The organism is Ruminococcus sp. B05 (assembly GCF_003628495.1).
GTDB classification, from domain to species: domain Bacteria; phylum Bacillota; class Clostridia; order Lachnospirales; family Lachnospiraceae; genus Schaedlerella; species Schaedlerella hominis.
In genome coordinates this window covers 19,307-40,392 of sequence record NZ_RBZR01000004.1, presented here as the reverse complement: position 1 = coordinate 40,392, position 21,086 = coordinate 19,307, and the positions used below count along the sequence as shown (strand labels likewise).

Genomic DNA, 21,086 nt, shown 5'->3' with positions numbered 1-21,086 from the left:
ATATTTACTTTAATATTATATCTTATTCCCTATTTTGTCTATATTTTTTTATGTTTATTTCAAATATTTCATTCTATTTTATTTTTATCAAACTATTTTCAAACAAATCCAAACAAAGAATCTCGGGGCAAATTTCGGTCAAATCAGGATAAATAAATATAACACTTTATATGTAAGTCAATTTTAAAAAAGCCTGTAATTCCGGGCTTTACAACACTTTGTAACACAATATAAACCAGTTCGATAATCCCTCATTCCTTTAGATAACTATAAAAACACCAAAACCCGCTAGTCCTTGTGATTAGCGGGTTTTGCGTTGTATATATCTCAAATCCTATATTCTATTTTCCATCCATGCCAGAATATCCTGATAAACTTGATCTCGGTCTGTCTCATTTAACAACTCATGCCTATCTCCTGCATACAACTGTAATGTAACATCCCTGATTCCTGACTCTTTATACTTTTCATAAACCTTACGGACACCCTTTCCGCACTTTCCTGCCGGATCTTCTACTCCTGCTGACATAAGGATTGGAAGATGTTTCGGAATCATAAACACATTCTCTTTCTTTTCCATTCGTGTCATGCCTTCTAGCATATTGCCGTATGCATTAACTGTAAAGTGGAAAGAACAAAGAGGATCATTGACATATTCTTGGAGCTTCTCATCATCACTGGTAACCCAGTCAGCTCTTGTCTTCGGATGTTTAAATTTCTTATTAAATGTTCCGATTACCATGTCCTCAACTAATTTACTTCTATAATGGTCACCTTTTACTACTGCAATACCTTTACACAATGCTTTTCCAAAATTCAATACCGGTATCGGACGTTCCGCAACAACTCCAATCAATATTGCTCCTGCAAGCCCATTGCCGTACATCTGAATATATTGGCGCAAAAGGATTGAACCCATACTATGTCCTAACATAAAGTATGGGACATCCGGATATTTCTTTGCAGTCTTTGTTCGAAGCATATGCATGTCTGCAAGCAGACACGCATTGCCATATTCTTTTTGAAAATATCCATATTCTAGCTTACTCTGAACAGATTTGCCATGTCCTAGATGATCGTTACCAACTACATAAATACCTTGTTCACTTAAAAACTGGGCGAATTCATCATAGCGATCTACATATTCTATCATCCCATGACAAATCTGCAGTACTGCTTTTATTTTCCCTTCTGGTTTCCATTCAATTGTATGGATTTCAGTATTACCATCTTTTGATGGAAAATAAAATTCATCTTTCATGTTAACCTCTACCTATCATCTAATTTAATATAATCTCGATATGGTGCAAGCGGTTTGTATGCCGGTCGAATAATCTTATCTACATTTTTTAACTCTTCAAGACGATGTGCACTCCATCCAACAATACGTGCAGCTGCAAAAATTGGTGTGTATAATGCTGGTGGAAGATCTAACATGCTGTATACCAGACCACTGTAAAAATCAACGTTGGCATTAACACCCTTGTACATCTTACGTTTTTGTGCAATTACTTCCGGTGCCATCTTCTCTACTTTCTCGTATAATGCATACTCTTTCTCACAGCCTTTTTCAATTGCAAGCTCTTTTACAAACTTCTTAAATATCTCAGCACGTGGGTCTGATACAGAATAAATCGCATGTCCCATTCCATAAATCAGTCCTTTGCGGTCAAATGCTTCTTTATTCAGCAGTGCTTCCAGATAACCTCTAACCTCATCATCGTCTGTCCAATCTTTCACACAGAACTTCATGTCTTCAAACATCTGCGTTACCTTAATATTTGCACCGCCATGCTTTGGTCCTTTTAAAGAAGCCATTGCTGCAGAAATAGTAGAATATGTATCTGTTCCCGAAGAAGTAACCACATGGGTTGTAAACGTTGAGTTGTTACCACCGCCATGATCCATATGCAGAACCAGAGCCATATCCAGGATTTCTGCTTCCAGTGCAGTATACTGTCGGTTTTCACGAAGCATCATCAAAATATTCTCTGCCGTTGATAATGACGGATCTGGTGCATAAATATATAAATCTTGTCCTCTTCGATAGTTATATGCATGATATCCATATACCATCAACATTGGAAACTGAGCAATCAAATTCAGGCACTGACGTAAAACATTAGGAATATCTGTATCGTCCGCCTTCGCATCATAAGAATATAATTGTAAAATGCAGCGTGAAACATTATTCATCATATCTCTGCTTGGTGCTTTCATAATTACATCTCGAACAAAGTTCGGCGGAAGCATCCTGCGTTGTGCTAACATCTGCTGAAAATCTTTTAATTCTGTCGCATTCGGCAATTCACCAAAAAGGAGCAGATATGCGGTCTCTTCAAATCCTGAATGCTTGGCATCCAAAAAACCTTTTACTAAATCTTTGATGTTATATCCGCGATAATAGAGATTACCTGCACACGGCACTTCTTCTCCGTCCACAATCTTCTTTGCACAAACATCTGATATATTTGTCAGTCCTGCTAATACACCTTTACCATTCAAGTCACGCAATCCACGTTTTACCTCATATTTTTCATATAAGTCTCTGTCGATTACATTATTCTCCTCACACTTACGTGCTAATTGCTGGATTGCAGGAGTGTTGTTAAATAAAATGTCGTCTACAGCTCTCATTGTTGCTCCTCCTTCATGTCGTATTCATTTTATTATACTAAAACTTTACTTAATATACAATGAATTGTATATTAAATTTTACACTAGCAGGTTATAAAGTTTTTATATTTATTGCTCTGTGCCCGATAAAATATTACTCAATCTTGCGAATTCTTCCAGAGTCAAAGCTTCACCTCGCACACTTGCGCCCTTACCAAGAGTTTCAATTGCAGCTTCAATTTCTTCTTTGGTAAATTGAATTTCCGGTGAGTTTTTCAAACCATTCACAAGCGTTTTTCGTCTCTGATTAAATGAGGCACGAATAATTCGGAACATCAATTTTTCATCTGCAACCTGTACCGGTGGTTCCTCATATCTCTCAAGACGGATTACCGCAGACCCGACTTTCGGACGAGGCATAAAACAGTTTGGCGGTACATTTGCCACTATATATGGTTTTGCGTAATACTGTACTGCAAGCGACAATGCTCCATAATCTTTTGTTCCCGGTCCGACCTGCATACGGTCTGCTACTTCCTTCTGTACCATAACCGTAATGCTCTTCAGAGGAACATGATTCTCAAATAATCCCATAATAATCGGTGTTGTAATATAATATGGCAGGTTCGCTACCACTTTGATCGGTTTCCCACCATTTTCCTCTTCTGCTAATTTTGCAAGATTCACCTTCAAAACATCCTGGTTTATAATCTGAACATTATCATATTCTGATAATGTATCTTCCAGAATCGGAATCAATGTCTTATCAATCTCTACTGCAACTACTTTCCCCGCTGCACATGCCAGATACTGTGTCATAGTCCCAATCCCCGGACCAATCTCCAATACCATATCATTCTTTGTAATTTCCGCCGAAGCAATAATTTTATCTAATACGTGTGTATCAATCAAAAAATTCTGTCCAAATTTCTTCTGAAATGAAAAATTATATTTTTGTAATACAGCAATTGTATTTTGTGGATTCCCTAATGTAGGTTCTTTCATCAAATTTCTCCTCTTTTATATCCCCTGCTCTATACATCTAAATTCTCACAGGATTTACTTTTATTTATCTAAGCCATAAAATTTTCTTGCATTCTCTTCTGTCACAGCAATCACTTCCTCTGTAGTAGTTCCTTTCAACTGTACAATTGTCTGTGCCACATAAATCAGATTCGAAGATGCATTTCTCTTTCCACGATTCGGTTCCGGTGCAAGATATGGACAATCTGTTTCCAAAACAATATGCGACAATGGTACTGCTTTTACAACTTCCTTTAACTTTTTTGCATTCTTAAATGTCACAACGCCGCCAATACCTAACAGATAACCCATCTTGACGTATTCTTCTGCCATCTCTTTTGAATACGAATAACAATGAATAATTGCCTTCATATCAGCTGCATGTTCTTTCATAATCTCCATTGTATCCTGCGCAGCTTCTCTACTATGAATGTTAACCGGCATATTTAGCTTTCGTGCCAGCTGTAGTTGACATATAAACCATTCTTTCTGAATTTCATGCTGCTCTTTATCCCAATAATAATCCAGTCCAATCTCTCCTACTGCCACGATCTTCTCTTCATGAAGTAATTGTTCCATCCGGACAAAATTCTCTTCATTCAAATCACCCACTTCATCCGGATGTACTCCAATCATTCCATATACAAATGAGTATCTTCTTGTTAATTCAAGTACACGCTCCCAGGAATCTACCGTAGCACTTGCATCAACGATCGTTCCAACGCCTTGTTCCTGCATTGAACTTAATATCCGGTCTCTGTCCTCATCAAATTGTTTATCATCATAATGTGCATGTGTATCAAATATCATGTTAGTTATCCTTATATTCCTTAAACTTATCGTACATCTCTTCACCTGCCAGTTTGATGATATCCAAAATCTCATCCTCAGATATCTTCATATGTTCTGCAAGCTCACTCATCGTAATTCCACGACCTTTTTCATCTGCCATTTTATGCAATGTCTCATCCAGATTATTAACCTGGTTTTCCATCTTTTTATCACGGCGTTTTAATTCTTTATGCTCTTCCATCATTGCCAGAATTCCCTGTCTGATTTCCTGCTGAATAAATGCATCCGCATCATCTTCCGGAAGCATATCTAACGCTAAGATCAAACTGACATTCCCTTCCTGCACACAATCGCCAAGATAAATTCCTTCCTCATGAAGTTCTTTCGCAATCTCTACTACCTGCGGAAGATAAAGCTCTATCAATCTGCTCTTTGCAAGCGCATCCTGTGCAACTGCCTTCTTTAAAAGTTCTGCTCTCTCGCCCTCCTGCTCTTGCTTCATAGCTTTCAAATCTTCTGTATACTCCGCCAAATACTGCTTTTCTTCATCTGAAAATTTGCTCTCATCTATCTGTTCTGTTGTTTGCTGTTTATAATATCCTGACACAACAATCTTCTGCGACATCAAAAAATCATATACCAACAGCATCTGTTCCTCTGTCAGCCCATCCTCTGCAAAAAATTCTTTAATCTGTTCATTTGTCAAACGTTTATCCTGTACATCTGCCTGTTCCAGCAGCTCTTCTAATTTCTTACGAAACTGTGATTGATCAATCATATTTTCCTCCCGATAATTTTAAATCTATCCGATATAATGTATTTATTATATCGGATAGATTTGCATTTGACAATTCCAGAATCTTACTCTATAAAACGATGTCGTCTACTTTCTTAAATCCATTTAATTCATATTTTTCGACTGTATTTCCAGATACGAGATAAAAATATTCCCCTGCATACAGACCTCTTACATTTCCATAACCGGTCATTTCTCTTTCAAATAAACACTTAAAGCCCGATTCGTCATAGGAAAAGATATAATATTTTGTATTCTCCCCATAAGCTACAAAACCAATCATATTTTTTTCGACATCTATCATTGCCGCCTTATACTCATATGTGACATTGGTCGAATAACAATCTTCCATTACATACTTCTGCACTTCCGCTACATCTTCCGGATTCGAAATATCAAACATGGATAATTTCACACCATTCGTAGTTGTACCTGTGTCATCAACATCCATTCCAAGCCCCAGCAGCAACCCATCTCCATACGGATGCAGATATTCAGAAAATCCCGGGATTTTCAATTCCCCGATTATCTGTGGATTTTTTGGATCTGACAAATCTATTGAAAACAATGGATCTGTCTGTTTATATGTTACAACATAACCTGTTTTGCCAATAAATCTTGCAGAATAAACTTGTTCATCCTTTGCAATATCCTCAATCTTAGATAATTCATTCAATTTCTCATCCAAGATATAAAGATAATTCGTATCTTCTTGTTTCGCAATTTCTGAATCTGCTGAATCTCCAAACAGAACCAGTGGCATAATTCCTGAATCTCCATTTGAACTCACAGTAGTAACAAGACGAAGATTTCCCTCGTATTCATCTAAACTAAATGAATCATTCAATGTTCCGTCAATTCTTGTCTGTCCGACAGCTTTCAATATTCCGTCCTTATAAGAAATTTTTCTAATACATGTCTGAGTCACATCAGAGTCATCGGAATTATAATACGATTCACATACGTAAATATTGTTCTTACTGACATATACCAGCCCGGAACATCCAAAGATTGCTTTACTGTCCACTTTTTCTTCCGGGTTCTTTAATGAGAAAGAACTTACCACTGTATAAGTATCACCCCTTACATACTGCGGCATACAAATATTACTGTCCTCTACTAATTTACCCTGTACACTCGGAACATATTCCCCAATCGCATCCCGTCCGTTTACAACGGATGCATCAAAATCACTTAATAAATATACATAATCTCCACTTACACGCATAGTGTTATAATTCCCACTCTGCGTTACTTTTCCTTTGGACATTGGTTTATCCGGATTGCTGACATCATAAATCTCGGCTGTTGTTACAATGCGATAACTATATGAATCCGTTTCGTCCCCATAATAAGACTCTGTATAAACAACGACCAGTTGATCATCTTTAATATAAATTTCCCTAATATCTTGATTCTTCTCAAGGCGAATCGTAGCGGCCTGCTCCATATTCTGCTTCTCGATATTCACAATCTCTATTCTATTATTATACATGGTATACAAATTCTTACCGTCTGTCTTTACGATATCGCCCTCTCCGACTCCATCTTCTCTGACATTCGTATCTGAATAATCTGATGCTGTCACACTGCTATCTACCCCTTGCGTCACAGCTGTGTCTGAGGATGCCACTGCTTTTTCCGATGAACTTTCCATAGGTGCACCTTCAGCACTATATGTTGCAGCACCACCTCTTGCTTGCACTGACTGGCTCTCTTCCTGCGCTTTAACATAATCATAAACTTCATCATAATCTTTAGCCGATACAATCTGAGTTCCCGCTGCTGCTTTCTCCGTGTTTTTTGATTTTGTTTTTTCCTTCGATGATGCCGTATAATTGGAATCTGACTGCTTATCCAGCTGTACCCCTACAGCAGTTCCTCCTACTATCACCGCACAACATGCTGCTGCGATTGCTGTATATATCGGCTTCCATCTCTTCACCTTTTGTTCAGTATGTTCCCGCAACATCAGTTCAATCCGCTCCGGTTTTAACCTATCCGGGACTTCTATTTTATCTGCTTCTTCACGAAGCTCATTCCCAATCTCTCTATCCTTCTCTTCTTCAAACTGTTCTTCTGTAACATGACTTTTCAACTCTTTTCCACTCATAATTCCAACTCCCTTCTATGCAAGATTCTTACGAAGCTTCTCCAATGCTCTTGACTTTTTCGAACGCACTGTAGCCGGATTCATAGCCAGCATATGTCCAATCTCTTCGCTGGAATATCCTTCTAAAATAGAACAAGATAAAATCATCCTCTCTTCACCATCTAATGTCTGAAATGCTTGTAAAAGATCATAATTCTCTTCCTGCGATACCTCTTCTGCCGTAATCTCATCCTTTAATTCTTCCGTCTCACTGTTCTGCTTGAAATGCCTTTTACACTGATTCATCAATATCGTAAAAATCCAGCTGCGGAAAGACTCTTCTTTTTTCAATTTTTTTATGTTCTCATACGCAGCAATAACAGTCTCACTTACAACATCTTCCGCATCCTGTCTATGTTTCATTGTATATAACGCAAATTTATAAAGTTCCTGATAAAGTTGTGCATATAACTCGGAAAATGATTTTATATCTCCTCGCTTTGCCTTATGAATCAACTTTAATTCAGAATTAAACTCATAATAACTCATGCGTCCGCCCCCTTTCTTTTTCTTGTATATCTATTAGAGTTAAAAAATCTGTCTTTTGTTGCATGATTTCTAATTTTATTTTACCATACAAAAAAGTCCACTAAAGTTTTGTCGTATGCTTGGTGAAAAAGGAGCATATCACAATGTGATATGCCCCCTTCTTCTTATCCTCTATAATAATTGATCAAACATCCCTTCAAGATGATCTCGCGCTCTGCATCTGTCATCTCTCCAAGCTTCAATTCAATCTCTTTCAATTCATCTCCTGCAACTACATATGCCTTCACTACCGATTGCTTCTCTTCTACCACTTTTCTCACGTCTGGCACGAAAATATAATCTCCGTTTTTGAACGGAAGTGCTTCGTGGTCTGCATCTGTTAAGAATGGAAGCATACCCCAGTTAATCAAGTTCGAACGATAACGTTTAGTTGCATATTCATTTGCAATATTCGCCCATCCGCCAAGTACCTTCTGGCATGATGCTGCCTGCTCACGTGCAGAACCATCTCCTGGTTTCACTGCGAAAATTGTACTTCCTACACCTACATTGCCTTTGCCAACTTCTGGGTAATCCTTCTGGATAGCTGCCATAACAGGCTTTAATTCTTCTAAAGCTTCTAACGGGCATTCGCCTGCTTCGATTGCTTTCTGTGCTGCCTGTACTTCTTTCGCACGTCCAACATATGCAGGATCTTTTCTTGATAATGCAAATTCTGCAAGTCCAAGTGGATTTGAACGATATGATGAAGTCTCTCCTGACGGAATCAATTCATCTGTTGTTGTAACCGGATCATGAATTTCAGAAACAACCTTCAATACAAGATTCTCCGGTAATGCTGACATTGCCGGCCAGTCTTTGATGTTTGGTCCAAACTGAATCTCTACAGATGGATCTGCAACTCCCTTGCTGTCAAATACTCGATTTGCATAAATGCTTGAATCGAAATGATACTTCTGTCCCTTATATTCTACATCCATTGCTGTTGCAGGTGTTAAGAATCCTTTGTTCGCTGCTGTTGCTGCAATAGAACGTGCATCCATCAATGCAACTGATGAAATCTGTCCGCTTTGCAGTTTAGAACCTTCACGGTTCGGGAAGTTTCTTGTTGAATGACGGATAGAGAATGCATTATTAGCAGGTGTATCTCCGGCACCAAAACATGGTCCACAGAACGCTGTCTTCACAATTGTTCCGGCTTCCATAAGATCTGCTATCGCTCCATTTTTCACAAGTTCCATATAAATTGGTGTACTTGCCGGATATACACTAAATGTAAATGCATCTGCACCAATATTCTTACCTTTGATAATATCTGCCGCAGCACAAATATTTTCAAATCCACCACCGGCACATCCTGCAATAATTCCCTGTTCTACATAGAATTTACCATCTCTGATCTTATCCTGCAGCGAGTAATCTACTGCTCCGTCTAAACTTACCAGTGCTTTCTGCTCTACATCATGAAGAATATCTTTTAAGTTCGCATTAACTTCATCAATTGTATATACATTACTTGGATGGAATGGCATTGCGATCATTGGTTTAATCTCGCTTAAGTTTACATAAACCATGCCATCATAGTAAGTACATGCCCCTGGGTTCAGTTCTTTATAATCACCGCTTCTTCCATGAATATCATAGAATTCTTTAATCTTCTCATCTGTTTTCCAGATTGAAGACAAGCATGTTGTCTCTGTTGTCATAACATCGATACCGATACGGAAATCAGCACTTAATTTTCCAACGCCCGGTCCGACGAATTCCATAACTTTATTATTAACATAACCATTTTTAAATGTTGCACCGATAATCGCCAATGCCACATCCTGTGGGCCGACACCTTTCATCGGCTCTCCGTCCAGATAAATTCCGATCACGCCCGGCATCTTAATATCATAAGTTTTATTTAATAACTGTTTTACGAGCTCAGGTCCGCCTTCTCCCATTGCCATCGTTCCAAGAGCACCATAACGAGTATGGCTGTCAGAACCTAAAATCATCTTTCCGCCGCCTGCAAGCATCTCTCTTGCAAACTGATGGATAACCGCCTGATGAGGTGGAACATAAACTCCGCCGTACTTCTTCGCACATGTAAGTCCAAACATATGATCATCTTCATTGATTGTTCCGCCGACTGCACATAATGAATTGTGGCAATTTGTCAATACATAAGGAATCGGAAATTTCTCAAGTCCTGAAGCTCGTGCTGTCTGGATGATTCCTACAAATGTGATATCATGCGATGTCAGTTTATCAAACTTAATCTGCAGGTTTTCCATATTTCCTGATGTGTTATGTGCATTCAAAATGCCATAAGCCATCGTATTCTTCGCTGCCTCTTCCTTTGAGATTGGAAGTTGTGCGTTGCCATTATCTTCTACAATTTCAGTTCCATTTAATAAATAGACACCATTTTCATATAACTTAATCATGTACGACCTCCTGATTTTATCATTTTTGTCTTATTGCTTTGCGTTACATTTTAGCATGGTAAAGCGCTGTTGTAAAGGAATAACTTTGTATGTGCATTCCTTGATTTTACAACAACGCTTTTTGTTTTTCCTTATTCTGTTAGTCGCGTTCACGCAAAATCTTTTTCACTTCAATCTTCGTCTTTCCAAGACCGATCACATCTTCCTTCTGGATTGCAACAGGCTCGTCCAGACTCTGTCCATTCAAGTATGTACCATTACGTGAATCCATATCTTTCAGATATAATCTGTCTCCTTCGTGAATAATTGCACAATGCAATTTTGAAATTCGCGGATCATCTGTGATAGTGATGTATTTTTCGAATTCCGGAGTCTTCTGTCCTCTTCCGATTCCAATATTATCGTAGAAAATGAAAGTATACTTCTCCAAAGTCTCCTGATTCTCCAAAATAATCTTCCACTGTTTCTTTGTTTTCTTTGTTTGTTCTTGCACATCAAGCGGTATTGTCGCATCACTGTGTCTTACCTGACGTCTGCGACGGGATCTTGTATCTTCTTCCTCATCGTCCCCGGTATTGTAATCATCGTCATCATACTCGTCATCATATTCATCAGCAGGTTTCACTTTACGACTTTTCACAATAACCGTAATAATAATTCCAAGCAATAGTACAGCTACCACGATCAATGCAATCAGTATTGTTGTTACACTCATTATTTTCAACTCCTTTGAGATTTAATCATACTATAGATTTCATCTTCTAGCAAGTCTTGGATTAATGATTCACAGATGATTCACAAGTAAATTTCCCTCTTTAAGAATATTTTTAGAAAATAAATGATTTATGCCAGAAATTCTTCTAAAATCTGGCGAATTGTCTCTTCTTTTAAATTTGCCTCCGCATCCGCTTCTTTTTGTTTTTCAGACGACTTTCGAAGTAGTTGCCCGGCCTCTTCTTTTAATGGCACTCTCGGTTTTCCTTCGATATGGATAGACAAATTTTCCTCGACACTGCTATTAGCCCCCTGTTCGCCCTTTATATTCTCTGTATATGTTCCCTCCGATATTGCCTCATTCATATTTGCCCTATCAGCCGCATTTTCTTTTTCCGCACGAAGCATCTCTGTCTGCTCTCGTTCACTTTGTTGACGCCGATATCTGCCCGCACATACATTTTCCAGATATTCAATCATATAATTCTTCACTGCATTTAATTTGTAATCCTCGTCCGAAAGCTGTCCGACAACAAACAGTAAAATCATCTCGGCTGCTCCCAGCATAACGTATTGATACATCTTTTCACACACACCTGTGGTCTGATACCAGGAAATAGCTCCGACTACTGCCAGCACTCCTGCTGCCCATACGCTTTGTTTTTCTAACTGTCTCCAGGTATGTACTTTCAAAAAATTTCCGCGGTATTCATAAATATATTTCTCCACAAATGCTTCTGTATTTTCTACGCTGTCACGCAACATGCATGCCTGTTCATATTTGGAGCGTACCAATTTTATCAGTCTGTGTGTACTCTTTGACATATTTGCCGCTGCTCCCAGCATCCGGCGAATTGTAAACAGATTCATCATTTTCGCAATGATTCCAATCACACCCACTGCAACCATCAAATGAAAAAGGATATCTGTACTTGTTACCACGTCATAGAACATATCTTAGCCCTCCTGCTTTCACTGCCCGCTATTCACATATTTTGTGAATCGTCTTATATTTTTGCCCACAATAATCCGGATTGTGTTGAAGCTATTATAGACCATGTCGTGCATATTTGCGTCATAAATCGTTCTACAAAATTCTACATTTCATCTTGTAATTTTTGTGTCCTGACCAGTCCTCTTTTCCTTTGAAAATGTATAAACGTTTATGATAACTCGCTCAACTAAAGCTGTTTTTCAGCTCTTATAGATCACTTTGCTATTCCATTTCGTTCCCCTTGTGCCCTGTCGATTTTGCATGAATTTAAGCAAGTTCTGGCATACGATTTTTTGTGTATAATGAAATGTTGAATATTGAAATGTGGCCGCTTATCCATTTACTTTTCTTTACTATTTTGCTATAATCGGTCTTGCTTAGAGAAGTTTGTTATATTCTCACACTTTTTAAAAGAATGAACATTACAATTCTCTGATTCACATATTTAGGAGGAATATATCATGGAATATAAAACAAAAGGTGTCTGTTCTCAGATGATTCAGTTTGACATTGAAGATAATAAAGTAAGAAATGTTGCATTTACAGGTGGATGCAATGGAAACTTGCAGGGAATTTCGCACCTCGTCGAAGGAATGGACGTAAACGAAGCAATCTCCCGTCTGGAAGGAATCCGCTGTGGATTCAAATCAACTTCCTGTCCAGATCAGCTTGCTCACGCATTGAAAGAAGCAATTGCTAAATAAGCAAAGCTTTCATATTAGAATTTTATAAATTGAAAAGCTATACATAACTTCACTGTCATGTATAGCTTTCTTTTTTCTTTATTAAATTTTTACCCTCGAGCAATCACACCAGTCGCCGTCTGCTTATATGGTTTAGGTTTGCGGTTTGATGGAATCAAGAGGATTTTTCCTTAATATTTTTTATTTTTTTAAGTTTTTATTTTCTCAATTCCAAGCAGACAGCGACCGGTGTGATTGCTCGAGGAGGGTAGGCTGGTTAGTCAATCATGATACCATCGGTGAAACATCCTGTTTCTTCGAAATCATCACCTTTGAATACAAAATGCTCACTGCGGACACGATAATATGTACCTCGTTCAACATTCATTCTTTTTCCGAAAGACACATAATAGTTATCTTTACTTTCTTTTGTAAACACCTCTAACATATCCCATTTATCTGTTTTGGCATTATATTTTTCAACATAAACTACTACTTCTATTTTATCGACTGTATGATGTGCTGTTGTCTGCCCATAAACATAAATTTTCCCGATTCCTGCTTTACTAACGGTACAAGAACCATCCATTAAATGTTCGCCACGAGCATTTGTATTTTCTGTTGTACTCTCCGCACTATCTTGATTTGTCAAATATGAGCCATCTACCTGTTTTAAGGATATCTCTTCTGCATTTATCGTCCCGCAAAACAGAAAACATACTGACAATATCAAGCTTAATGTTGATATAATTTTCTTTTTCATTTGTCTCCCTCCGCAATCTTAAATAACTTGCTTTATAATATATAGACAAATGAGTTTTAAAATCCTTACGCACTTTTTCAATAAAATTTTAAATTTTTTATTATTTTATAAAAATCTTCTTTATTCATTTTTCCTCTTAATTGATAAAATACACCTTTATCCTCAAATTCAGCACTCATTACGCTTGTTTCTGTTTTATCTGTTTTTCGTTCAGATATTTTTATTTTATTTTTTTTAACTTTCAACTCAGATGTTGTTATTTCTTCATCTTCTTTTGTTACTCCTTTTGAAGAATCTGCCTGATTCAAATAAATTTCATATCGTATAGTTTCGCCTTTATATTCATAAAACAAATCTGCTTGTTTCATCTCATCATTTATAATATGCGATTTAAAATGCATTTCTTCAGGTCTATCTAAAATACGCACGCTTTTTCCATGTATCATTTCATCCACTTCTTGATATGCTTCATATTCATCATTACTATTTACTTCATGACTATCCATATCCTTCACATTCGTCACATCCACCTGTGATTTCCCTGTAAACTTCTCTATCAGCTCCTTCATATACGACTTACTTCCCACACTGGACACACTCATCCCCATAACCAGCACGAGTATCGCTACCAATGCGACGAGTAGCTTGGCTCTTTTCTTTTTCTTATATGTCCAAAGCGGAAATTCTTTAATTTTATCTTCTTCCTGTTCTTTTTCATACCGCTGAATCTCTGCATAAATTGCATCATCCAGCTCTTTACTGACTTCTAGATTATCCAATTCTGGATCTTCTGCAAGTTCTTTTTCTATTTCGGCAGCTTCTTTTTCAAGCTCCTCTTTCAGTGAGAGTTTTCTCAATTTTTTCATCTTATTGCCTCTTACTTATAGGTTTTGTTTGTTGCTGTTGCTCGTTTATAGGTTGTCTATAAACGACATTATATATTGATAAACATCAACTTCCGTTTATCTTGACTTTTTTCTAAATACGTTTATTATGAATTTATGATGATTTTATTGCTGATTATATATTCTATGATAAGCAGCTTTTGATTATAACTTCTATGGAGGTCTTTTTATGAAACGAATTATCCTTACCGGCGGTGGAACTGCCGGACATGTTACTCCAAATATTGCCTTGCTCCCTAAATTAAAGGAACTTGGCTATGATATTCACTACATCGGTTCTTATAATGGAATTGAAAAGGAACTGATTGAACCTTTCAAAATTCCATATTACGGCATTTCATCCGGTAAACTTCGCCGTTATTTCAGTTGGCAGAATTTCACTGATCCATTCCGTGTATTGAAAGGACTTAGTGAAGCCAACAAGCTTGTTCGCCAGTTGAAACCGGATGTCATTTTCTCCAAAGGTGGATTTGTATCTGTTCCTGTCGTTATGGCTGGTAAACGCAACAAAGTTCCGGTTATCATTCATGAATCTGATATGACTCCGGGGCTTGCGAATAAACTTGCTTTCCCTTCTGCAACAAAGGTTTGCTGTAACTTCGTTGAGACTTTAAAGCAGCTTCCTGAAGGTAAAGCTGTTTTAACCGGTTCTCCTATCCGTCAGGAGCTTCTTTCCGGTAATAAAATCGCAGCTCTTGACTTTTGCGGATTTACAGCCGGCAAACCTGTTATCCTTGTCATCGGAGGAAGCTTGGGTTCAGTTGCTGTCAACAATGCCGTCCGCGGTGCTCTTCCTGAATTACTTAAAGCATTTCAGGTTATCCACCTTTGCGGGAAAGGTAAATTGGATCAATCCTTAGTAGGCACAGAAGGATATGTACAATTTGAATATATCAAAGATGAATTATGTGATATATTTGCACTTGCCGATATCGTAATTTCCCGTGCCGGTGCTAATGCAATCTGTGAATTACTTGCTCTTTGCAAACCAAACCTGCTTATCCCGCTTTCTAAAAATGCAAGTCGTGGTGACCAGATTCTAAACGCTCGCTCATTTGAACGTCAGGGATTCAGTATGGTTCTGGAAGAAGAGGAAACAACAAAAGATTCTCTTCTTGAAGCAGTTCACAAGCTTTACGACAATCGTGCCACCTATATGAATGCCATGCGTAATTCCGGACAACATGATGCAATCAATACCATCACCGGATTAATCGAAGAGGTTCGTTTAAACAAGTAATATATTTCTTATACTTATTTAAAAACGTAATAATTAAGTTCAAGGCTCAATCACGAGTCTTGAACTTTTATATTTCATCCAACTCTTCGTATTCTATTCCATACTTCTTACGAATCCATACCTTTGCTCTATGCAACATCGTATAAAATGCCTGAGTACTTATCCCCATGATCTCTGCCGCTTCTATCTGAGTTATTTCTGTATCATATGTAAGCATGATTGCCTGATACCATCTTTCATTTTTCTTTAGCACGCCTGCCAATACATTATCATGCACTGACTTATACTTTTTATGTCTCAACTCATTTAAGCATCGGCTCTCCGCACTCGCTTCCTGTACTTTTTCATCTATATACATTTCCAGTGTTTTTTCAGATTCCTCACTAATGTATATTTCATGCTTCATTTTCACCAGATAGTTATATGCTGTATTTCTTGTTGTTACTGTCAACCATGCTTTAATGTTTGTATACTCCTCGATAGACTTTCTCTGTTTCGCATCCTGCATAAATAATACAAAAACATCGTGTGCTATATCATTTGCAACTTCTGAATTCCGTGAATATTTATATGCTACCTTGAAAACCACCTGCTTATATTCATCATAAATCTTTTTGATTTCATGACCTTCAATCAATGTTCTTCTCCAGTGCTATTTTAATTTATTCAGAATCTCTTCTTTATCTTCATCTGTTAATGTTCCAAGTTTCCATCCGAGTCCTACATTATCGTCTTTGTATCTTGGAATCATATGCATATGGAAATGGAAAACTGACTGACCGGCCACCTCTTCATTGTTCTGTACTATATTGTATCCGTCACATCCCAATACATCTTTTAATTTGTTAACTTCTTTTTTCGCAAGTACTAAAACTTTTGCCGCAAGCTCATCATCCAAATCATACAGATTTCTATAATGTTCTTTTGGTAAAATCAGTGCATGTCCTTTTGATGCCGGGTTCAAATCCAGAATCACGCGAAAATCATCATCTTCATACAGTGTTGCTGATGGAATCTCCCCTGCTGCTATTTTGCAAAAAATACAATTATCATCTCTCATGACAGTTCCTTCTTTCTAAAAAATTTTATACTGTTTCCAGTATATCCCATTTTTCTGGAAAATAGAAGAATAATAATTTTTCTTTTGCATTTTCAACAGCTCGTCTGTTCTGTTCACTTTCGTATCACATAGAATCTGAATCCTCGTCTCCTTCAAGTATAAAATCATTCCAGCTTCCCCAGCGGTTTCTCTTTAACCTTTTTGCGGCCTTTCTCCATGACTTCCAGGTACCTCCTTCTTCTCTGATTGCCTGCATCCCTTCCTCTACTTCGTAATACCCTTTTGTATCTTCCGGGTCATACTGCTCTTCCTCTTCCATAAGACGAAACACATTTCCATAATCTTCTGCAATTCGCATCTGGACACCTTCTGCCTTTTCTCCAAACATCAGGCGGTTTCTATTCTGCCTCTGTTCTTCTCTCCACTCTTCCATTGTACGTTTTCTCTCTTCCTCATGAGCTTCGTACTGTTTCATAATTTCTCCCAGATTATAGTTTTCCTGCAGAGTTGCTTTATGCAGTTCATATGCCAGGACAATCCCATTTGTATCTCCATAATCCAACGTTCTCACAAAATATTCTGTCAACTGATGAAAGGACTGACTGAGTTTTCCGTTCCATCCGGGAAGGTAACAAAAATACCACTGTTTTTCATTTAAGAAAATATATTCTGGATCTAATATCAGGCAATTGGGATTTAACATATAATTTTCCAGCTTTTCTATTATCTGAAGAAGTTCCATCACCAATAACTGAATTTCTTGTTGTTGGATTGGTTTCTTTTCATAAATAACAGCCATCGTTTGAAACCCTTTTGTTTGATACGTGTATTTACTTTTTCCGTCTAATGCCGCACCTCTTACCGGCAGGATTCCAACAATCGGATTTTTTTGAAGCATCGGAATCTGATAATCTTCTTCATATAATTTGTCCAAATAAATATGTAAATTGCTTTGATTTAATTTTGATTCGAATTGCGCCTGAAACATATTTTTCCTCACTCGCTTTCGCTATTCTTTATTGCCTTTTCTAGAATTGCTTTTCTTCTAATCTTCTTTTCCGGATTGACAACCGGTGCTCTTTGCCTGATATAAAGTTTCATTTTCTTCTTTCTTGCATAAATGTCTACGTCTACCCATTCTTTCGTCACTGATGTTGTAACCTCAGTTTCTGCAAATAAAATTAACTTTCCACCGATTCTCTCACGGCAGAATTGTTCTGCAGCCACACTCTCTCCCGGTCATCTCTTCTGCTGTGCCCCAACGGTTGTTGTTTCCGCCGCCGCACCAATCAAGATTTGTTTATCATGATAATAAAATGCGGTGTAAACAACGAGCACAAACACCATAAAAATAATTGGCATCAAATATGCCATTTCAACTGTTATAACACCCTGTACTTCTTGATATTTTTTTATTCTTCCCATACTTGCACTATCCCATCAATATCACCGCAACATAACCTATACACAAAAACGGAATGAAAGGCATACTTTGTTTTTTAGCTCCTTTATTCCCCACTAATAGTAATATTGCTATAAGTGATGCTCCAAGAAATGAAATCATCAATACGATTATCAAATCCCAGAACCCCAAACAAATTCCCAGAATTAGGATAACAATTCCATCTCCATAACCAAATGCTTCTCTCGTAATCTTACTGATTCCTAAAAATGCAATTCCCACTGCTGTCCCTGCCACAATAAGTATCGGAGAAACCGACATTCCTTTTAAACTTTTCCATATCTGCATAACAATTGCCGTTATCCCACCTGCACCTAACAGCCATATTGGAATTTTACGTGTTCGAATATCAATCGCCGATAAACAAGTCAAATATACAATCCATACACCCTGACTTAATTCGCACATTTGCTGCATGCTCTCCTTCCTCCTGCTTGTGATTTTTTGACAGAACGGATAGATCTCTTTAAACTGCTGCAATTCAATGAATTATGATATTTTGTTCCATAATCAGCAATGTAAACTCCCGACATTGTGCTGCCATGTACACAATGTTCACAGGCATAATATCGTCCTCCCGACTCATTTCGATATCCAGACAGTGCTGACTGAGGCACAAACTGAATCTGTACATGTAATGCCGAACACTGATAATTCGTATGATAAACACTCCCCGTATCTGCTATATATACAATACTGTCATCCTCGCCATCCAATCCATTGTGTGGATATCCGGTCCACGCCTTAATTTCAATCTCCTGTCGGATTTTTTGTCCCACATGCATATGCTGTGGAAATGGCAATCTCACTCGATAGTTGACATAAATATGTATCACTTCATCTCCTGTATCGTAATAAGAAGTAAAACAATGAATCCCTGCACTTCCACCATCAATAATACTTCTATCCAATCTCTCTGCCCCGACCACATTGACAATATCCGCTTTTAATTTAATCGGATTCAACACTGACACAATGGGGATCTGCTCTGCTGCCAATTTTCCTGCATGCTGCGCCGCAGCTGAAACACTAAAACGAATACTTTGTATTTCTAAAATATATACGATACACAATATTGCAAATAAAAATATCGGTATTGCCATTGCTGCCTCTACAGTCACACTGCCATTCGTATAATCCTTACCTTTATTTTTTCTATTCCACCGCTGTTTTTGTACAGTACTGATTTTAGGATCTGATACAGGTACCTTTTCCTGCACTTTTTTAGATGAGTAATTATAATTTTGCACCATGCGGATTTTCCTTTCTAAAGATTTTCACATTTTATTTTTTTGAGGGATTTATAAATGCCGAAAAGGCACCCGTATCAAACCCCAAAACCAGCCTGTTTTTGTACTCTGTTTATAAGAACTATTCATCACTTTTATTGTGATTCATACCCAAATTTACATGGAAACTGATATGTTTTCCCGTTCCAGATTTCTACCTTGTTTTGTAGCTTCATCCTTGTAACACATGAATCTGCACGAAAATATCCCAGATTATTTTCATATATCAAATTTTCTTCTACCCGGTCTAACGTCCTCATCGTAATCTCTGAGTTTTGCTTCAGAAGTAAAAGTATTTGCAAATATTGGGTATATTTCATACCATTTTCATCATCTCTTCCCTCTTGCGTATCCAATGCACTTCCAAGAAGAAATAATGAGCTCAACTGCAATTGCCAGTTTGAATCATCTTTTATCATTGCTACACGATTGCCTGACAAAAGTGCTCGTATATCTATCACACTTTCTCCGAACCCCCATAGCATTAAAATTATCTGCTTTGCTGTCTCCATCAACTCTGGCTGTAGTAAAATCACCGCAATGGTAGCCGCTAATGCCGCTGCTTCTTCCTGCCTTTGTACGCTTCCCATCAAGTATCCGTAGTTTAATGCAAAACGTGCTGCCATCAACCGTTTTATAACTGCTTCAAGATTCTCTTTATCTGACGATTTCCCACACAATATATATTCCAGTTCATAGTCCAATGTCCGATTTTCTGATTTCTTTTCAACAGCTGAACTAAAATGTTGTTCTATATATTGTTCAAATAATACTCTTTCTTCTAATCCTCCAACTCCTACTCTTGCAGGAAAACTTCCTCTGCCTCCGTTTAAGGTACGACCTGACAATTGCTGTTCTTTCGATATTGATCTGTTCGATAAAATAAAATTCTTCGGCAAAGCCAGTGCCAAAAGTCCTGATGCCTGCATCTGAAGTAATTCTGAGGCTTCTTCCTCTATAACACTTCCGTTTTGTAATAATTCATTTTCCATCTGTTCTGTCAACTGACTGCCTTCTATCTCTCTTTCTTCCCATTGTGCAGATAAACCAATCATATTCTGTATGCTTTGAATTCCTGTCTGTTGTTCCATAAATGCCAGAACTTGTTCCCTGAAAGCCTGTCCCTGATTATCTGTCAACATCTGTATTTCCGAAATCTCCTGTTCGATTCCGGCACTTCCATAATATGCAAGTCTGTCCAGAATCCGATTCTCGTCGTATTGTCCTGACTGGTAAGAAGCATCCAACGCAAACACTTCATATTCCTTCCATAATTCCTTTTGATATTCTCCAAATATTGAAAAGATTGCTCGATCCACATCCAATCGCTTTTGATTCTTTGTGGTTTGAATTGTCGCACTTTCAATCAGTGCAAAAATAAATGAAATAAGTAGAACAAAAATTAAACTTAGAAATGCTGTAATTTCCCCTGATACCTTTCTTTTACATTGCATCAGATACCTGCACTTTCACTTGTAATCTTTTCAAAAATTGTATTTACCAAATCTGTCAACTGATTCTTAAAAATAAGAACCAATGCAATAATCACGACCAAAATTAACAACAATTCTATAACCGACATTCCAGACTGGTCTTTCAGAATGTTTTTAATTTTTTCTGCTTCTTTCTGTAGTCTTATCTTCCCCATTAATGTAATTTGTTTTATCATAATA

At 37.6% G+C, this 21,086-nt stretch carries 23 protein-coding genes; 2 read left to right on the top strand and 21 right to left on the bottom strand.

What is annotated here, in order from left to right:
- Positions 1–334: 334 nt before the first annotated feature.
- From D8Q48_RS05420 to D8Q48_RS05375, 10 genes are all read right to left on the bottom strand, one after another.
- Positions 335–1,261, bottom strand: coding sequence for an alpha/beta hydrolase (locus D8Q48_RS05420; protein WP_121055765.1), 927 nt, complete (start codon positions 1,259–1,261; stop codon positions 335–337).
- Positions 1,262–1,269: 8 nt separating this feature from the next.
- Entirely contained in the window at positions 1,270–2,637 is a 1,368-nt protein-coding gene (locus D8Q48_RS05415) for a citrate/2-methylcitrate synthase (RefSeq protein WP_121055763.1), read from the bottom strand.
- A 108-nt stretch (positions 2,638–2,745) separates the two neighbouring features.
- Positions 2,746–3,621, bottom strand: coding sequence for a 16S rRNA (adenine(1518)-N(6)/adenine(1519)-N(6))-dimethyltransferase RsmA (rsmA, locus tag D8Q48_RS05410; RefSeq protein WP_117989946.1), 876 nt, complete (start codon positions 3,619–3,621; stop codon positions 2,746–2,748).
- A 60-nt stretch (positions 3,622–3,681) separates the two neighbouring features.
- The gene (locus tag D8Q48_RS05405) at positions 3,682–4,449 is read right to left on the bottom strand and encodes a TatD family hydrolase (RefSeq protein ID WP_121055761.1); all 768 of its coding nucleotides are present in this window, start codon (positions 4,447–4,449) and stop codon (positions 3,682–3,684) included.
- 1 nt (position 4,450) lies between these two features.
- Positions 4,451–5,209, bottom strand: a complete 759-nt coding sequence (locus tag D8Q48_RS05400; RefSeq protein WP_022075475.1) for a hypothetical protein — start codon at positions 5,207–5,209, stop codon at positions 4,451–4,453.
- A gap of 88 nt (positions 5,210–5,297) precedes the next feature.
- Positions 5,298–7,340: a beta-propeller domain-containing protein gene (locus D8Q48_RS05395; protein ID WP_121055759.1), complete on the bottom strand. Its 2,043-nt coding sequence runs from the start codon at positions 7,338–7,340 to the stop codon at positions 5,298–5,300.
- 15 nt (positions 7,341–7,355) lie between these two features.
- On the bottom strand, positions 7,356–7,868 hold the full coding sequence (locus D8Q48_RS05390; protein ID WP_121055757.1) for an RNA polymerase sigma factor: 513 nt from the start codon (positions 7,866–7,868) through the stop codon (positions 7,356–7,358).
- Between the two features lie 164 nt (positions 7,869–8,032).
- A complete protein-coding gene (locus tag D8Q48_RS05385; RefSeq protein WP_117989942.1) occupies positions 8,033–10,303 on the bottom strand; it encodes a hydratase in 2,271 nt (756 codons plus the stop codon).
- 139 nt (positions 10,304–10,442) lie between these two features.
- Positions 10,443–11,018 (bottom strand): FHA domain-containing protein, encoded by a 576-nt coding sequence (locus tag D8Q48_RS05380; RefSeq protein WP_117989941.1) that lies wholly within the window; start codon positions 11,016–11,018, stop codon positions 10,443–10,445.
- Between the two features lie 128 nt (positions 11,019–11,146).
- Positions 11,147–11,971, bottom strand: a complete 825-nt coding sequence (locus D8Q48_RS05375) for a hypothetical protein (protein ID WP_117989940.1) — start codon at positions 11,969–11,971, stop codon at positions 11,147–11,149.
- 501 nt (positions 11,972–12,472) lie between these two features.
- Here D8Q48_RS05375 and D8Q48_RS05370 point away from each other — a divergent pair.
- On the top strand, positions 12,473–12,715 hold the full coding sequence (locus D8Q48_RS05370) for a TIGR03905 family TSCPD domain-containing protein (RefSeq protein ID WP_022075482.1): 243 nt from the start codon (positions 12,473–12,475) through the stop codon (positions 12,713–12,715).
- Positions 12,716–12,971: 256 nt separating this feature from the next.
- Here the strand turns inward: D8Q48_RS05370 and D8Q48_RS05365 are convergent, their stop codons facing one another.
- Together D8Q48_RS05365 and D8Q48_RS05360 are read right to left on the bottom strand one after the other, a co-directional pair.
- Complete coding sequence (locus tag D8Q48_RS05365) at positions 12,972–13,457, bottom strand: DUF6147 family protein (RefSeq protein WP_117989939.1); 486 nt, start codon at positions 13,455–13,457, stop codon at positions 12,972–12,974.
- Positions 13,458–13,534: 77 nt separating this feature from the next.
- On the bottom strand, positions 13,535–14,323 hold the full coding sequence (locus tag D8Q48_RS05360) for a DUF4367 domain-containing protein (RefSeq protein ID WP_117989938.1): 789 nt from the start codon (positions 14,321–14,323) through the stop codon (positions 13,535–13,537).
- A gap of 208 nt (positions 14,324–14,531) precedes the next feature.
- Between D8Q48_RS05360 and D8Q48_RS05355 the strand changes: the two genes are divergently transcribed.
- Positions 14,532–15,602, top strand: coding sequence for an undecaprenyldiphospho-muramoylpentapeptide beta-N-acetylglucosaminyltransferase (locus D8Q48_RS05355; RefSeq protein ID WP_117989937.1), 1,071 nt, complete (start codon positions 14,532–14,534; stop codon positions 15,600–15,602).
- Positions 15,603–15,669: 67 nt separating this feature from the next.
- Here the strand turns inward: D8Q48_RS05355 and D8Q48_RS05350 are convergent, their stop codons facing one another.
- The 9 genes from D8Q48_RS05350 to D8Q48_RS05310 form a co-directional block, all read right to left on the bottom strand.
- On the bottom strand, positions 15,670–16,239 hold the full coding sequence (locus D8Q48_RS05350; protein WP_117989936.1) for a sigma-70 family RNA polymerase sigma factor: 570 nt from the start codon (positions 16,237–16,239) through the stop codon (positions 15,670–15,672).
- A gap of 15 nt (positions 16,240–16,254) precedes the next feature.
- A complete protein-coding gene (locus tag D8Q48_RS05345; RefSeq protein ID WP_117989935.1) occupies positions 16,255–16,662 on the bottom strand; it encodes an HIT family protein in 408 nt (135 codons plus the stop codon).
- A 124-nt stretch (positions 16,663–16,786) separates the two neighbouring features.
- On the bottom strand, positions 16,787–17,650 hold the full coding sequence (locus tag D8Q48_RS05340) for a DUF6382 domain-containing protein (RefSeq protein WP_117989934.1): 864 nt from the start codon (positions 17,648–17,650) through the stop codon (positions 16,787–16,789).
- Between the two features lie 8 nt (positions 17,651–17,658).
- Positions 17,659–17,889 (bottom strand): hypothetical protein, encoded by a 231-nt coding sequence (locus D8Q48_RS05335; RefSeq protein ID WP_121055755.1) that lies wholly within the window; start codon positions 17,887–17,889, stop codon positions 17,659–17,661.
- Positions 17,890–17,901: 12 nt separating this feature from the next.
- The gene (locus tag D8Q48_RS05330) at positions 17,902–18,087 is read right to left on the bottom strand and encodes a TadE family protein (protein ID WP_121055753.1); all 186 of its coding nucleotides are present in this window, start codon (positions 18,085–18,087) and stop codon (positions 17,902–17,904) included.
- A gap of 7 nt (positions 18,088–18,094) precedes the next feature.
- Complete coding sequence (locus D8Q48_RS05325) at positions 18,095–18,541, bottom strand: prepilin peptidase (protein ID WP_121055751.1); 447 nt, start codon at positions 18,539–18,541, stop codon at positions 18,095–18,097.
- Positions 18,520–19,377, bottom strand: coding sequence for a pilus assembly protein (locus D8Q48_RS05320; protein ID WP_121055749.1), 858 nt, complete (start codon positions 19,375–19,377; stop codon positions 18,520–18,522). Before D8Q48_RS05320 ends, D8Q48_RS05325 begins: the two co-directional genes overlap by 22 nt.
- A 131-nt stretch (positions 19,378–19,508) precedes the next feature.
- On the bottom strand, positions 19,509–20,867 hold the full coding sequence (locus tag D8Q48_RS05315) for a DUF5702 domain-containing protein (RefSeq protein ID WP_121055747.1): 1,359 nt from the start codon (positions 20,865–20,867) through the stop codon (positions 19,509–19,511).
- A complete protein-coding gene (locus D8Q48_RS05310; protein WP_022075493.1) occupies positions 20,867–21,082 on the bottom strand; it encodes a Flp1 family type IVb pilin in 216 nt (71 codons plus the stop codon). Before D8Q48_RS05310 ends, D8Q48_RS05315 begins: the two co-directional genes overlap by 1 nt.
- Positions 21,083–21,086: the final 4 nt, after the last annotated feature.

Coding starts and splice junctions, on each gene's coding strand:
- D8Q48_RS05415 (WP_121055763.1), bottom strand. CDS start 2,637: ATGAGAGCTGTAGACGACATTTTATTTAACAACACTCCTGCAATCCAG.
- D8Q48_RS05345 (WP_117989935.1), bottom strand. CDS start 16,662: ATGAGAGATGATAATTGTATTTTTTGCAAAATAGCAGCAGGGGAGATT.
- D8Q48_RS05340 (WP_117989934.1), bottom strand. CDS start 17,650: ATGTTTCAGGCGCAATTCGAATCAAAATTAAATCAAAGCAATTTACAT.
- D8Q48_RS05370 (WP_022075482.1), top strand. CDS start 12,473: ATGGAATATAAAACAAAAGGTGTCTGTTCTCAGATGATTCAGTTTGAC.
- D8Q48_RS05385 (WP_117989942.1), bottom strand. CDS start 10,303: ATGATTAAGTTATATGAAAATGGTGTCTATTTATTAAATGGAACTGAA.
- D8Q48_RS05360 (WP_117989938.1), bottom strand. CDS start 14,323: ATGAAAAAATTGAGAAAACTCTCACTGAAAGAGGAGCTTGAAAAAGAA.
- D8Q48_RS05320 (WP_121055749.1), bottom strand. CDS start 19,377: ATGGTGCAAAATTATAATTACTCATCTAAAAAAGTGCAGGAAAAGGTA.
- rsmA (WP_117989946.1), bottom strand. CDS start 3,621: ATGAAAGAACCTACATTAGGGAATCCACAAAATACAATTGCTGTATTA.
- D8Q48_RS05400 (WP_022075475.1), bottom strand. CDS start 5,209: ATGATTGATCAATCACAGTTTCGTAAGAAATTAGAAGAGCTGCTGGAA.
- D8Q48_RS05325 (WP_121055751.1), bottom strand. CDS start 18,541: ATGCAGCAAATGTGCGAATTAAGTCAGGGTGTATGGATTGTATATTTG.
- D8Q48_RS05380 (WP_117989941.1), bottom strand. CDS start 11,018: ATGAGTGTAACAACAATACTGATTGCATTGATCGTGGTAGCTGTACTA.
- D8Q48_RS05395 (WP_121055759.1), bottom strand. CDS start 7,340: ATGAGTGGAAAAGAGTTGAAAAGTCATGTTACAGAAGAACAGTTTGAA.
- D8Q48_RS05310 (WP_022075493.1), bottom strand. CDS start 21,082: ATGATAAAACAAATTACATTAATGGGGAAGATAAGACTACAGAAAGAA.
- D8Q48_RS05365 (WP_117989939.1), bottom strand. CDS start 13,457: ATGAAAAAGAAAATTATATCAACATTAAGCTTGATATTGTCAGTATGT.
- D8Q48_RS05315 (WP_121055747.1), bottom strand. CDS start 20,867: ATGCAATGTAAAAGAAAGGTATCAGGGGAAATTACAGCATTTCTAAGT.
- D8Q48_RS05390 (WP_121055757.1), bottom strand. CDS start 7,868: ATGAGTTATTATGAGTTTAATTCTGAATTAAAGTTGATTCATAAGGCA.
- D8Q48_RS05405 (WP_121055761.1), bottom strand. CDS start 4,449: ATGATATTTGATACACATGCACATTATGATGATAAACAATTTGATGAG.
- D8Q48_RS05375 (WP_117989940.1), bottom strand. CDS start 11,971: ATGTTCTATGACGTGGTAACAAGTACAGATATCCTTTTTCATTTGATG.
- D8Q48_RS05420 (WP_121055765.1), bottom strand. CDS start 1,261: ATGAAAGATGAATTTTATTTTCCATCAAAAGATGGTAATACTGAAATC.
- D8Q48_RS05355 (WP_117989937.1), top strand. CDS start 14,532: ATGAAACGAATTATCCTTACCGGCGGTGGAACTGCCGGACATGTTACT.
- D8Q48_RS05330 (WP_121055753.1), bottom strand. CDS start 18,087: ATGGGAAGAATAAAAAAATATCAAGAAGTACAGGGTGTTATAACAGTT.